We start from the raw sequence: 13,388 nt of genomic DNA, 5'->3' as shown, positions 1-13,388 counted from the left end.
TGCGGGTCCCGGCTGCGAGATACCGGTGCTGTGTGTCCGGTGATCAGGCGGGGAGGATGTTCTCCGCCTGCGGGCCCTTCTGGCCCTGCGTGACGTCGAAGGTCACCTTCTGGCCTTCCTGGAGCTCACGGAAGCCCGAGGTGGCGATGTTGGAGTAGTGGGCGAAGACGTCGGCGCCGCCGCCGTCCTGCTCGATGAAGCCGAAGCCCTTTTCCGAGTTGAACCACTTCACGGTACCGGTGGCCATAATTATCTCCTGATGGTGTCGGGGCCCCATCCGGAGAAAGCCGGTAAAACAATAATGCGCCTGAGGAACATTCCCGTCAGGCGCACATAAAGTTCATGGGTACCAAAACTGCAACGTGGACAACCGTAGCACACCATCCCGGCAGGCCCTCCGCAACCAGGCACGCCGGATCCCCGCTACAGCCGCTCGATGATCGTCACGTTCGCCTGGCCGCCGCCCTCGCACATGGTTTGGAGGCCGAACCGGCCGCCGGTGCGCTCCAGTTCGTGCAGGAGCGTGGTCATGAGGCGGACGCCCGTGGCGCCCAGGGGGTGGCCGAGGGCTATGGCGCCGCCGTTGACGTTCACCCGGTCGGGGTCGGCGCCCGTTTCGGTGAGCCAGGCGAGGACGACCGGGGCGAACGCCTCGTTGATCTCGACGAGGTCGATGTCGCCGATGGTCATCCCGGTCTTCTTCAGGGCGTGCGCGGTCGCCGGGATGGGCGCCGTCAGCATGCGGATGGGGTCCTCGCCGCGTACGGACAGGTGGTGGATACGGGCCCGGGGCGTGAGCCCGTGCGCGACGACGGCCCGCTCGCTCGCCAGCAGCATCGCCGCCGCCCCGTCGGAGACCTGGGAGGAGCAGGCGGCGGTGACGGTGCCGCCCTCCAGGACGGGCTTCAGCCCGGCCATCTTCTCCAGGCTGGTGTCCCGGCGCGGGCCCTCGTCGGCCGTGACCGCCCCGTACGCCACGGTCTCGCGGGCGAAGCGCCCCTCGTCGGTCGCGCGGACCGCCCGCCGGTGCGAGGCGAGGGCGTACTCCTCCTGGTCCGCCCGTGTGATGCCCCACTGCCGCGCGATCATCTCCGCCCCGGCGAACTGGTTGACCGGCGCGTCGCCGTACCGGGCGCGCCAGCCCTCCGAGCCGGCGAAGGGGCCCTGGTCGAGGCCGAGGGGGACGGCGGCCTGCCGGGAGGCGTAGGCGATCGGGACCATCGTCATGTTCTGGGTGCCGCCCGCCACGACCAGGTCCTGGGTGCCGGACATGACGGCCTGCGCGGCGAAGTGCACGGCCTGCTGGGAGGAGCCGCACTGGCGGTCGACGGTGACGCCGGGCACCTCCTCGGGCAGCCCGGCCGCCAGCCATGCCGTGCGGGCGATGTCGCCGGCCTGCGGGCCGACCGTGTCCAGGCAGCCGAAGACGACGTCGTCGACGGCCGCCGGGTCGACGCCCGAGCGGTCGACCAGGGCCTTCAGGACGTGGGCGCCGAGGTCGGCGGGGTGGGCGGCGCCGAGGCCGCCTCCGCGCCGGCCGACGGGGGTGCGTACCGCTTCGACGATGTAGGCCTCGGCCATGTCTCCAGCTCCTCTACGTTCGTACGGCGATTCCGTCCAGCACCATCGACAGGTACTGGCGGGCGATCTCCTCCGGGCTGTGCAGGCCCCCCGGCCGGTACCAGGACGCCGCCACCCACACGGTGTCGCGCACGAACCGGTAGGTGAGCCGGACGTCCAGGTCGGCGCGGAAGACCCTGGCGGCGACGCCGCGCTCCAGCGTCCCGAGCCACGCCTTCTCGAACTTCACCTGGGAGTCGGAGAGGTACTGGAAGCGGGGCTGGGTGGCGAGGTGGCGCCATTCCTTCTGGTAGATGGCGACTGCGGCGCGGTGGCGGTCGATCTCGCGGAACGATTCGGTGACGAGCGCCTCGATGGTCTCGCGCGGCCCGAGCCCGGCGGCGAGGACGGCGTCGTACCCGGTCCACAGCTCGTCGAGGAAGTCGGACAGGATCTCGTCGACCATCGATTCCTTGGAATCGAAGTGGTAGTAGAGGCTGCCGGCGAGCATGCCGGCCTCGTCGGCGATCTTCCGGACGGTGGTGGCGTTGTAGCCGTGTGCGGCGAACACCTCCGCCGCCGTGGCGAGGAGTTCGGCGCGCCGTTCGGGGGCGGGGGCGGTCACCTGGGGCTTCTTCGTCTGCTTCGGCACGGGGACATTGTGGTCCTAGGCGTGCTGGCTGCTGACGGACACGGTCTCGCCGGTCATGTACGAGGAGTAACCACTGGCCAGGAAGACGATGACGTTGGCGACCTCCCACGGCTCGGCGTACCGCCCGAACGCCTCCCGCCCGGTCAGCTCCTCCAGCAGGTCGGCGGAGGTGACCTTCACCAGGTGCGGGTGCATCGCGAGGCTCGGGGCGACGGCGTTGACGCGGACGCCGTACGGGGCGGCCTCGATCGCCGCGCAGCGGGTGAGCGCCATGACGCCGGCCTTGGCGGCGGCGTAGTGGGCCTGGCCCGCCTGGGCGCGCCAGCCGACGACGGAGGCGTTGTTGACGACGACCCCGCCGCCGTCCTGTTCGCGGAGGAGCCTCAGCGCCGCCCTGGTGCACCGGAAGGTGCCGTTCAGCGTCACGTCCAGGACCCGCGTCCACTGGTCGTCGGTCATGTCGGCGAGGTGCGCGGTGCCGCCGAGGCCGGCGTTGTTGACGACCACGTCGAGTGCGCCGTGGAGCCGTACCGCTTCCGCGAACAGAGCCTGGACCTGGGCCTCTTCGGTGACGTCGCAGGGCTGGGCGGCGACGGCGGCGGCCCCGAACTCCTCCGCGAGCGCCCGTTCGGTCTCCTTCAGGCGCCGGGTGTGCGCGTCGCTGATCAGGACCCGTGCGCCCTCCTCCAGGAAGCGGCGTGCGGTGGCGCCGCCGATCCCGGTTCCGGCGGCGGCCGTGACGACCGCGCTGCGCCCGGCGAGGAGGCCGTGTCCGGGCACGTACTCGACGCTGTTCATGGCCGTACGCTAACCTGCCAAACGCTTGTTAGGGAAGGTGGCGCCATGGAGGATTCCGCGCGGGATTCCGTACAGGCCCTTCGGAACGAGGCCCGGGTCTGGCTGGCCGCGCACGTACCGCCCGAGCCGCTGCCGTCGCTGGAGACGGCGGAGGGCTTCGAGGCGCACCGCGCGTGGGAGGCGGAGCTGCACGCGGGGGGCTGGTCGGCGGTCACCTGGCCCGAGCGGTACGGCGGGCGGGGCGTGGACCTGTTCCACTGGCTGGCCTTCGAGGAGGAGTACTGGGCGGCGGGCGCGCCCGGCCGGGTCTCGCAGAACGGCGTCAGCCTGCTCGCCCCGACCCTCTTCGACCACGGCACGGACGAGCAGCGAGCCCGCGTCCTGCCGCCGATGGCGAGCGGCCGGACGGTCTGGGCGCAGGCCTGGTCCGAGCCCGAGGCGGGCTCGGACCTCGCCTCGCTGCGTTCCCGGGCGGTCCGCACGGACGGCGGCTGGCTGCTGCACGGGCAGAAGACCTGGTCGTCACGGGCCGCGTTCGCCGACCGGGCGTTCGGGATCTTCCGTACGGACCCGGCGGCGGCCAGGCCGCACCAGGGCCTGACGTACCTGATGTTCGGGCTGCGCGAGCCGGGGGTGACCGTGCGGCCGATTCCCCGGCTGGACGGGAAGCCGGCGTTCGCCGAGCTGTTCCTGGACGGGGTGTTCGTCCCGGACGAGGACGTGATCGGCGCGCCCGGGGACGGCTGGCGGATCGCGATGGCCGCGACCGGCAACGAGCGCGGTCTGATGCTGCGCTCCCCGGGCCGCTTCCTGGCGTCCGCCGACCGGCTGGTGCGGCTGTGGCGGGAGCGCGGACGGGACCCGGGCGTGCGCGACCGGGTGGCGGACGCGGTGATCGGCGCGCGGGCGTACCGGCTCTTCACGGAACTCGCCGCGTCCGCCGGCCCGGGGACGGGCGCGCGGTCCAGCCTGAACAAGGTCTTCTGGTCGGAGTACGACATCGCCCTGCACGAGACGGCGCTCGACCTGCTCGGCGACGAGGGCGAGTTCGACGGCCCGTGGTCGGAGGGGTACACCTTCGCGCTCGCCGGGCCGATCTACGCCGGGACGAACGAGATCCAGCGGGACATCATCGCCGAGCGGCTGCTCGGCCTGCCGAAGGGCCGCCGCTGATGCCGCTTCACCTCACCGAGCAGCACCGGGACTTCGCCCGGTCGCTGGACGCCATGCTGACCGCCTCGGCCACCCCGTCGGTGGTACGGGCGTGGGCGGCCGGGGACACGGGCCCGGGGCGTGCGCTGTGGGCGCGGCTGGCGGAGGCCGGGGTGTTCGCCCTGGCGGTGCCGGAGGCGTACGAGGGCGGGCTGGGCGTGCTGCCGCTGGAGGTGGCGCTGGCGTTCGTGGAACTGGGGCGGCACGCGGTCCCCGGGCCGGTGGTGGAGACGGTCGCGGTGGCGGCGCTGCTGGACCGGCTGGGGGACGGCGGGCCCGCCGAGCGCCGGCTGCCGGGCATCGCCGCGGGCGAACTGTCGGCCACCCTGGCGATCGGGTCGGGGTACGCCCTGGACGCCGACACGGCCGACCTGGTCCTGGTGGTGGCGGGTGACGAGCTGCGGGTGGCCCCCGGGCAGGGTCCGGTGCGGGTGGGCGCCGATCCGGCACGGCGGCTCGCGCGGCCCTCGCCCGGCGGGAAGGTCCTCGCGGCGGGGCCGCACGTGGTGGAGGCGGCACGGTACGCGGCACGGTGGGCGGCGCTGGCGACGGCCGCGCAGGCGTTGGGCGTCGGGTACGCGCTGCTGGACCGGACGGTGGCGTACGTCCGGCGGCGCACCCAGTTCGGGGCGGCGATCGGCTCGTTCCAGGCGGTCAAGCACCGGCTGGCGGACACCCTGCTGGCGCTGGAGTTCGCCCGGCCACTGCTGTACGGGGCGGCCCTCTCGTCGCGTACCCCCGATGTCGCCGCCGCCAAGGTGACGGCCGGGGAGGCGGCGTACGGGGCCGCCCGCACCGCGCTCCAACTGCACGGCGCCATCGGCTACACCGAGGAGCTCGACCTGGCGCTCTGGCTCCGCAAGGCGCGCCCCCTCCGCGACGCGTGGGGCACGCCCGCGTGGTGCCGGGAGCGGGTGCTGGACGATGACGCCTAGGCCACACCCCGTGTGGTCCGCGTACGGCCCGCCGGGTGGACCGGCGGGCCGTCTGTGCGGGAGGGGGACGGTCACGCCTGGGCGGACGTGGGGACCGCGACGCCGAGGGCCGCCAGGCCCAGCGCCGCGAGGGCTGTGCCCAACTCGCGCATCCTACGCCGCCGGTTCGGCGCAGCTCCGCCTCGACGACGGGCTGCCGCCGGAGTGGCGCGAGCAGCCGGCCGCGACCGGGGCCGCGTCCGGCCCGCCCGGAGCCATTCCCCCGGACTCGGACGTGCCGGTCGCCCTGCGCGCGACCATCACGAACGCCGCCAAGCGCTGCACGGACCCCGAGGTCACCCCGGCGTTCCTCGCCGCCATTCGCCGCCGGCTACCGCACCAGCGACAAGACCGTGATCGAGGCCCGTGGCGTACCGGAACGCACCCGCCCCCATGTGGAGAAGGTGCTCCGTTACCTGAGGGAGTACACACGCTGATGCCGGGTGTCAGAGTCCGAAGCCGAGTCCGGACACGGCCCCGAATCCGAAGTACGGGTTGGCGGTGATGTACCGGGTCTCGCAGTGGTCGGCGGCGCCGGCCGACCGGCGGCACAGGGTCATCGTGACGCTTCTGATGCCGCTCGGGTCCGTGGCCCGGATGTCCCGGAAGTCGGCGGTCGTGCCGCAGCCGCGGGTGTTGTGCCTGTCGCCCAGCGAGCGCGTGGCGCCGGAGCCCGTCCGGACGGTGAGCGTGGCGTAGAGGGACTTGTCGTCGCACGTCTGGTCGGCGACGGCGAGCGTTCCGTCGCGGAAGGAGTGCTTGTCGACCCAGGTCACCTGGATGCGGGTCCGGTCTCCCCAGCTAGCGGTGATGTCACCACTGGAGGTGGTCGCCCAGCCCTGCCCGGCGGATCCCAGGGTGAGCGCGGTCGTGGCGGCGACGACGAAACCTGCACGGCGCATGTGAATGTCTCCTGTCCGGTGGTCTGCCCCGAGGTGCAGCACTACCCGGCGGGCGCGGCCGGTCACGAGGGGCCGGGGACAATCACACGCCCGGCTCAGCCCGTTCGGCCGAGCGTGACGACCGCCGCGTGCCCGTCCGTACGCACGGCAGCCCCGGGCGCGTCGCACAACACGGCGTCGTAACGGCCCAGTTGGGCGCCCGCCACCTCAGCCGGGCCGTCCAGGGCGACGACGAGCACCGTCGCGTCCGGCGGAGCCGCCACGGTCAGCTCGCCCCGCACCACCGCGACCGCCGCCCGGACCGCGCCGCGCCGGTACATCACGTTCAGGTTGACGACCGGCCCGGCGAGGAGCCGCCCCTCGGTCGGGACGTCGCCGGGGAATGGCCGGGGGACGTACCGCTCGGCGAGCAGGTGCCGTCCGCCGGCGTCGAGGTCCATGCCCGTGCCGTCGACGACGGTCAGGACGCGTTCCGTACCGGGGAAGGCGGAGAACGGCCCGTCCGCGCGGACGTCGGCGAGGCTCACCCGCCAGTCGAATCCCTCCAGGCCGGCGCCCCCGGGGTACGCGGCGATCTCGCGCGTGACGCCGCCGCCGTTCTTCCACGGCACCGCCGTCCGGCCGGCCGCTCGCAGTACGGTGCTCACCGCACGATGCCCTGCGCGCGGGCGGCGGTGAGCCAGGCGGGGAACTCGGCGACCAGCCGGTCGTACAGCTCGGCGTCCGGGACGCGGCGCGGGTCGGTGCCCGCGTGGAAGAAGCCCGCGTTGTCCACGCACCGCTTGCCCGGGACGGCCAGCTCGTCGAGCTTGCGCAGGAACTCGAACTGGCGGCTGCCGGGGTCGCCGAAGCCGATGAACTGCCAGAACAGCGGCAGTTTCGCCGCCTTGCACAGGTAGCGCTCGGCGGCGAGCTTGTTGATGGGTCCGCCGTCCGTCTGGAAGACGACCAGCGCCGGGGCGGTGGCGCCGCTGTCGAGGTAGTGGTCGATGACCGCGTCCATGGCCAGGTGGTAGCTGGTCTTGCCCATGTGGCCGAGGCCCGCCACGATCCGCTCGATCCGGCCCTGGTGGTCGGCGAGCGCGATGTCGGTCTCGGCGTCGATGTCCGTGGAGAAGAAGACCACCGGCACCCGCCCGTCGTCGTCGAGGTTGGCCGACAGGCCCAGCACCCGGTCGGCGAGGGCCTGCACGCTGCCGTCCTTGTAGTACGGCTTCATCGACCCCGAGTAGTCGATGACCAGGTAGACCGCCGCCCGCTCGCCGCTCAGCCCGTGCTTGCGCAGGCTGACGCCCGCGCTCTTGTAGAGGCTGACCAGCTCTGGGGCGGTCTCTTCCATCTTCCGGAGGCTGATCGGCATGACGATCAGACTAGGCGACGGTCACAGCTCCTCCCCGAGCGGCAGCCGGCGCACCCCCGGCACGAGCTCGTCCAACTCCCCCGGCTGGAACCGGTACATGCCCACCACGTGCCAGAACTCGCCCGCCACGTTCCCCTCGTACTTGTAGCCACCGGACGGTGTCAGTGCCGCCCAGCCGCCCTGTACGCCGATGAGGGTGGCGCGCGGCGACGGGGCGCCGCCGTCGGCGGGGAGGTTCCACAGGCGCGCCGTGCCGTCCTCGGCGCCGCTGGCCAGTGCGGTGCCGTCCGGGCTGAACGCGACCGACAGGACGCGGCCGGTGTGGCCGGTGAGTTCGGCGAGCCGGGCGCCGGTGTCGGCGTTCCACAGGACGACCGTGCGGTTGTCGCCGGCGGCGGCGATGACCGGCCGCGAGGGGTGCGCGGCGACCGTCCACAGCTTGCCGCCGCCGGCCCGCAGCCGGAGCCGTGGGCGGGCCTCGCCGTCGTGCCGGACGATGACGGTGCCGTCCCAGGAGGCGCTGGCGAGCCAGGCGTCGCCGGGTCCGAAGGCGACGCCGTACACCCGGTCCTCGTGTCCGGACAGCTCGGCGAGCAGACGGCCCTCGCGCGCTTCCCACAGCCGTACGAAACTGTCGTCGCAGCCGGTGGCGAGCAGGTCGCCGCGCGAGTTGTCGGCACGGAAGGCGATGGACCGCACCCGGCCCCGGTGCCGGTCGAGGGTGGCGATGCGGGCGCCGGTGGTGCGGATCCACAGGCGGACGGTGTCGTCGTCGTTGGCGGTCGCCAGCAGGTCGCCCGTGTGGTTGAACGCCTGGGCCCAGATGTGCTCGGTCTCGGCGTCCAGTTCGCGCAGGAACTCGCCGTCCTGGTTCCACAGGTAGATGCCGCCGTCGTTGCTGGCGGTGCCGAGGACCGACCGGACGGGGCTGAAGGCGGCCGAGACGAGCCGGTCGCCGCGCCCGGTGAGCTCCTCGGTGCGCGCGCCGGTGCGGGTGTCCCACAGCCGTACGGCGCCGTCGCTGCCGCAGGAGGCGAGGCGGGTGCCGTCGGCGCTGAACGTGACGCCGGTGACGCGCCGGCCGTGACCGCGCAGGATGCGCTTGCCCTGGCCGGTGGCGGCCTCCCAGATCTGCGCGCCGCCGTCGTTGCCGACGGTCAGGAGCTGCGGCTCGTGCGGGTGGAACGCGCACGCCCAGGCGGAGCCCCGGTGCGGGGTGGGCCGGCGGGCGTGGAGGGTGACGACGTGGCCCTGGCGGGGTGTGCTGGTGACCGTCCACAGCCGGACCGTGCCGTCGCTGTCGCAGCCGGCGAGCAGTTTGCCGTCGGCGCTGAACTGGACCTGGTACAGCGCGCCCGGGCAGCGCTCCAGGCTGCCGAGCGGGGTGCCGACGACCGGGTCCCACATCCGGACCTGGCCGTCGGTGCAGCCGCTGACCAGCAGCCGCCCGCCGGGGTGGAAGTCGAGGGTGTAGACGCGCCCGGTGTGCCCGGCGAACTCCTGCCGCAGCCGGCCCTCGTCGGCCTGCCAGACGCGTACCGTCCCGGCCCGGTCGCCGGTGGCGATCAGCGTGCCGTCGGGGCTGTACCGCGCCCGGTAGACGGCGCCGCCGTGGCGGGGCAGCTCGCGTTCGCAGCGCCCGCTGTCCACGGACCACATCCGTACGTCGGCGGCGGCGTCGCCCGTGACGAGCGTGTGCCCTTCGGGGCTGAAGACGGCGGTGTAGACGGGCGCGACGTGGCCGGGCAGCCGGTGCACGGGCTCGCCGGTGGCCACGTCCCAGACGGTGACCAGTCCTTCGGCGTCACCGGTGGCGAGCCGGGTGCCGTCGGCGCTCAGTGTGACCGGCCACACCCCGTCGGGGTGGATGTCCAGGCGGTGGCGGCACTCGCCGGAGACGGGGTCCCACAGGCGTACGACACCGTCGGAGCCGCCGCTGGCGATGACGCCGGGGGCGTGCTTGACGGCGTACACCCGCCCCTCGTGGCCCTGGAGGGTGCGCAGCGCGCGGCCGTCCGCGGTGTCGCAGACGAGGATGCCGCCGTCCTCGCTGCCGACGAGGAGGAGTTCGCCGTCGGGGCTGTACGCGATGGGTTCGGGCAGCCGGCCGGTGCGCATGCCGTAGCCGTAGGGGACGCCCACGGAAGAGGGGCGGCAACTGGCGTCGACGGGCATGCCGGGGGCGAGGGCGGCGGTGCGGAGTTCGGGTGCGGCGCGGGTGGTGTCGTCGACGACGGGGTCGATGAGGGCGGCGCGGTGCCAGCGGCTGCCGGTGAGGCGGGCGTCGCGCAGGTCGGTGCGGGTGAGGCGGGCGCGGCGGAGGTCGGCGCCGGTGAGGTTCGCGCCGCGCAGGTCGGCACGGTCGAGGCGGGCGCCGGTGAGGCGGGCGTCGGTGAGGTCGGCCTGCTGGAGGTTGGCGCCGACGAGGCGGGTGTCGGTGAGGTCGGCGCCGGTGAGGTCGACGCCGGAGAAGTCCCGGTGGGAGAGGTCCTCGCCGGCCAGGCGGGCGCCGCGCAGATCGGCGTGGGCGGGTACGCGGAGCCGGTCGCCGATGCGGACGGCGTTGGCGCGGGCGGTCTCGCCCGCCGTGGTGTGGCCGCCGAGGGTCTCGCGTACCCACTGGACGCACCGTTCGTGGTCGGCGAGGTCGCAGAGGAACTCGACGGCGAGGCGGCTGAGGGCGCGGGCGTGGAGGAGCCCGTCGTCGCCGTTGTCGAGGCGGAGGGCGGCCTCGCGGGCGATCAGCCACTCCTCGACGGAGCCGTGGATGAAGTGGAACAGCCCGTCGTCGGTGCGGACGAGGAGGCTGCCGGCGCCTACGGCGTGGCCGAGTTCGAGGCTGGAGCGGGCGGTTTCGGTGAGGCGGCTGAGGGTGTCGGCGACGGCGTCGGTGAGCTCGTCCAGGCGCAGCGCGGTGCGGCCGGATTCCCACAGGCGCTGGGCGAGCGCGGTGACGGCGGCCCACAGTTCGGTGAGGGTGAGGCCGGGCGGGGAGCCGGGGCCCTTGCGGCCGCGGTCGGCCTCGTACTGGAGCCAGGAGGTGAAGATGTCCTCGTAGAGGCGGGCGGGGCTCAGCGCGCGGCCGGCTCCGGCGACGGCGCGCAGCCGGTCGGTGCCCAACTGGGCGACGAACGACAGCAGCCGGGGGTTGCGGCACAGGGCGAGCAGGTCGGGGATGTTCTGCAGGAGCTGGAAGCGGCGTGCGGCGGCGTCCTCGTCGCCGTAGCTCTTGGCGAGGTAGGCGCGGATCTGGTCGGGGGTGAAGCCCTGCACGGACAGGATGCGGCGCTGCGGCAGCAGGCCGACGCGTTCGCCGAGGGCGGTGAGGACCTGTTCGTGGGACTTGAAGTGCTGGGTGCGGCTGGAGACGACGATCTTGGCGTTGTCGACGGCGGCGTCGAGGAGTACTTGGAGGTGGTCGGCGGCACGGTCGTAGCTGACGCGGTTGACGAGTTCGTCGAATCCGTCGAAGAGGAGGACGACGCGGCCCTGGGCGAGCATGTAGCGCAGCGCGCGGAGGTCGATGGTGTCGACGCCGTTGCCGGCGAGGTGGGCGGCGACGAGTCCTTCGAGGCTGTGGGCCCGGTCGAGGGTGTTGAGCGGGATGAGCAGCGGGGTGAGGTGCGGGAGTTCCTCGGGGATGCGGCGGGCGAGCTCGCGCAGCGCGAAGGTCTTGCCGTGGCCGAAGTCGCCGAGGAGCAGGACGAACCGGCCGTGGTCGGCTTCCAGGAGTTCCAGCAGGTCTTCGACGAGGTTGTCGTGTTCGGCGCCGGCGTCCATGTCGGGGCGGTCGGCGTCGCGGTAGCGCTGGGGGAGGTAGCGGACGGGGGCGTAGCTGTCGCTGGCGAGGAGGCGGCCGGTCTGGGCGGCGACGTAGCCGCGCAGGTCGAGCAGGCCCTGGAATTCGAGGAAGCTGCGGACGCGGATGCCGTGGCGGACGGCGCGGTCGCGTAACGCCTGGGCGGGGGCGGGGCCGTCGTGGACGAGTTCGGCTTCGACGCCGGGGCCGGTGGCGTGGAGCTGGGCGAGGAACCGGTCGAGCTGGTCCTCGGTGGGGGTGCCGGGGTGGATGGCGATCCGGAGCTGGCGGACGACGCCCTCCTCGCGCCAGGTGACCATGAGCTGGGCCATGTCGCCGGGTGTGCGGCGGGGCACGTCACGCAGCCGTACGCCGTCGCGGCGGGCCAGGCACACCTCTTTGACGCGCTCGGTGAGCGAGTCGGGGGGCTCGTCGAAGGGGGTGTGCTCGTGGACGGGGTCGGGGTCGGCGGCGCTGGTGACGGTGACGTCGGCGGCGGGGAAGATCCGGCGGGCGCGGGGCCAGGTGCCGGGGAAGGTCTCCGGTCCGGTGCGGCCGCGGTCGTACCAGCGGGTGATGCCGTCGGCGGCGATGCGCAGCAGTTGGAAGCGGGCGGGGGCGGCGGCGCCGAGGACGGGCAGGCCGGCGCCGGGGTCGGCGCCGGTGCCGGGCAGCCGGGTGTGGCTGGGGACGGAGCCGGTGGTGCGGGGGCCGCCGGTGGGGCCGTGCAGGAGCAGGTGGAGGCGGGGTGCGGCGAGTTCGGTGAGGGTGGCGGAGTCGTCGAGGGCGCCGGGTCCGCCCTCGGCGTCGCCGGGGCGGGTGCCGGGGGTGAGAGGGTGGCGCAGGGCGCCGATCCGGAGCCAGCCCTCCTCCTCGTAGGTGCGCAGCGCCTCGGCGAACCAGGCGGCCTGGTCGCGGCCGATGTGGCCGTACTGGTCCTCCAGGCGGTGGCTGTAGGCGATGGACGAGTTGAACCCGGCGATGACGGTGTTCAGTTCCGGCACGGGGAACAGCGTCCAGGGCTGGTCGCTGTCGAAGACGGTGTCGAGGCCGTGGTAGAAGCTGCGGAACAGCCGGGTGTAGTGGCGCCACTTGGGCCAGTACGGGGGCTGCGGGGCGACCTCGTCGGCCTCACAGGTGTGGAAGTAGGCGCGGCACGCGGACTGGTTGACGTCCTGGGCGCCGGGGACGATGACGACGCGCTGCGGCGGCAGGTCGAGCAGGGAGCGTACGGAGGTGAGGAAGGCGAGGGCCTGGTCGCATTCGCGGGGGCTGCCGGAGGCGGTGAGGTCGCCGGTGACGACGAGCAGGTCGGGGGCGGGCGCGCCGCTGTCGCGCAGCACGATGAGGTCGCCGCGGATCTCGCGGCGCAGCGCCTCGGGTTCGCGGCCGCGCCCGAAGTCGGGGCCGGCGAGGTGGAGTACGGTGACGGCGTCCTGGGCGGCGGCGCTGTGCGGGCCCTGCGGGTAGCGGGGCGCCTTCTGGGGGCGTCTGCGGCCGGCCCAGCCGGGGCCGCCGATCCACCGCTGGGCGGGCAGCCGGGCCTCGGGGGCGACGGGCTGTCCGGTGGTGCGGGCGGTGGCCGCGTCGCCGGGGTAGCCGGGGCGGCGGCCGGGGCGGGCGTGGCCGTCGAGGGCCTGCTCGACGCGGGCGAGGAGGAGGGAGCGGGCGGCCGCGCTGTCGTGGACGCCGACGAGGTCGACGTAGGTGATGGTGGCGAGCAGCCCTTCGACGGGGATGTCGTCCACGCGGACGGTGAGCAGGCGCCGTTCCGGGGTCTCGGGGTCGGCGCGGAGGGCGGCGGTCCACTCCATCCGGCCGTAGGTGGAGCGCTCATAGTGGCGGGAGAGGACGGCGATGACGGCGGCGGACTCGCTGACGCCGCGGTCCATGAAGTCGATGAAGTTGCTGCCGGGGACGAAGTCCCAGGCCTGTACGACGGTGCGGTATCCGGCCTCTTCCAGTGTCCAGGCGATCCAGGACGCCCAGGCCTCGTCGGCGGGCGAGTAGCTGATGAAGAAGTCCAATTCGCTGGTGCGCTGCCCTGTTTCGTCACCCCTCAGCATGGGTCCACATTAGGACGCGCCGGGGTGCGGTGTCCGGGGGAAAATCTATGCTCGTCCCCGTGACT

The 13,388-nt window shown here is 73.7% G+C and carries 10 protein-coding genes; 2 read left to right on the top strand and 8 right to left on the bottom strand.

Annotated features, from left to right (window positions below):
* Window positions 1-43: 43 nt before the first annotated feature.
* From ACZ46W_RS13940 to ACZ46W_RS13925, 4 genes are all read right to left on the bottom strand, one after another.
* Window positions 44-247, bottom strand: coding sequence for a cold-shock protein (locus ACZ46W_RS13940; RefSeq protein ID WP_005318814.1), 204 nt, complete (start codon window positions 245-247; stop codon window positions 44-46).
* Window positions 248-423: 176 nt separating this feature from the next.
* The gene (locus tag ACZ46W_RS13935; protein ID WP_468336266.1) at window positions 424-1,581 is read right to left on the bottom strand and encodes an acetyl-CoA C-acetyltransferase; all 1,158 of its coding nucleotides are present in this window, start codon (window positions 1,579-1,581) and stop codon (window positions 424-426) included.
* A 13-nt stretch (window positions 1,582-1,594) separates the two neighbouring features.
* Window positions 1,595-2,212, bottom strand: coding sequence for a TetR/AcrR family transcriptional regulator (locus tag ACZ46W_RS13930; RefSeq protein WP_366130165.1), 618 nt, complete (start codon window positions 2,210-2,212; stop codon window positions 1,595-1,597).
* A 15-nt stretch (window positions 2,213-2,227) separates the two neighbouring features.
* Entirely contained in the window at window positions 2,228-3,010 is a 783-nt protein-coding gene (locus tag ACZ46W_RS13925) for an SDR family oxidoreductase (RefSeq protein ID WP_468336262.1), read from the bottom strand.
* A 45-nt stretch (window positions 3,011-3,055) separates the two neighbouring features.
* On the opposite strand from ACZ46W_RS13925, the gene ACZ46W_RS13920 reads away from it, so the two are divergent.
* A complete protein-coding gene (locus ACZ46W_RS13920) occupies window positions 3,056-4,183 on the top strand; it encodes an acyl-CoA dehydrogenase family protein (protein ID WP_468336259.1) in 1,128 nt (375 codons plus the stop codon).
* Window positions 4,183-5,157 carry an acyl-CoA dehydrogenase family protein gene (locus ACZ46W_RS13915; RefSeq protein ID WP_468336256.1) on the top strand — a complete coding sequence of 325 codons (975 nt, stop codon included), beginning with the start codon at window positions 4,183-4,185 and terminating at the stop codon, window positions 5,155-5,157. The genes ACZ46W_RS13920 and ACZ46W_RS13915 overlap by 1 nt, the downstream gene beginning before the upstream one ends.
* Window positions 5,158-5,642: 485 nt before the next feature.
* Here the strand turns inward: ACZ46W_RS13915 and ACZ46W_RS13910 are convergent, their stop codons facing one another.
* From ACZ46W_RS13910 to ACZ46W_RS13895, 4 genes are all read right to left on the bottom strand, one after another.
* On the bottom strand, window positions 5,643-6,098 hold the full coding sequence (locus ACZ46W_RS13910; RefSeq protein WP_468336253.1) for a hypothetical protein: 456 nt from the start codon (window positions 6,096-6,098) through the stop codon (window positions 5,643-5,645).
* A gap of 95 nt (window positions 6,099-6,193) precedes the next feature.
* On the bottom strand, window positions 6,194-6,745 hold the full coding sequence (locus ACZ46W_RS13905) for a HutD/Ves family protein (RefSeq protein ID WP_468336250.1): 552 nt from the start codon (window positions 6,743-6,745) through the stop codon (window positions 6,194-6,196).
* Window positions 6,742-7,458, bottom strand: coding sequence for a vWA domain-containing protein (locus ACZ46W_RS13900; protein ID WP_468336247.1), 717 nt, complete (start codon window positions 7,456-7,458; stop codon window positions 6,742-6,744). Before ACZ46W_RS13900 ends, ACZ46W_RS13905 begins: the two co-directional genes overlap by 4 nt.
* A gap of 21 nt (window positions 7,459-7,479) precedes the next feature.
* Window positions 7,480-13,323 carry a WD40 domain-containing protein gene (locus ACZ46W_RS13895; RefSeq protein WP_468336244.1) on the bottom strand — a complete coding sequence of 1,948 codons (5,844 nt, stop codon included), beginning with the start codon at window positions 13,321-13,323 and terminating at the stop codon, window positions 7,480-7,482.
* Window positions 13,324-13,388 lie beyond the last annotated feature (65 nt).

The sequence above is a fragment of the Streptomyces sp. NPDC031064 genome (genome assembly GCF_055570965.1).
Note: the sequence above shows the minus strand (reverse complement) of the source record. Positions and strands in the feature narration are given on the sequence as shown.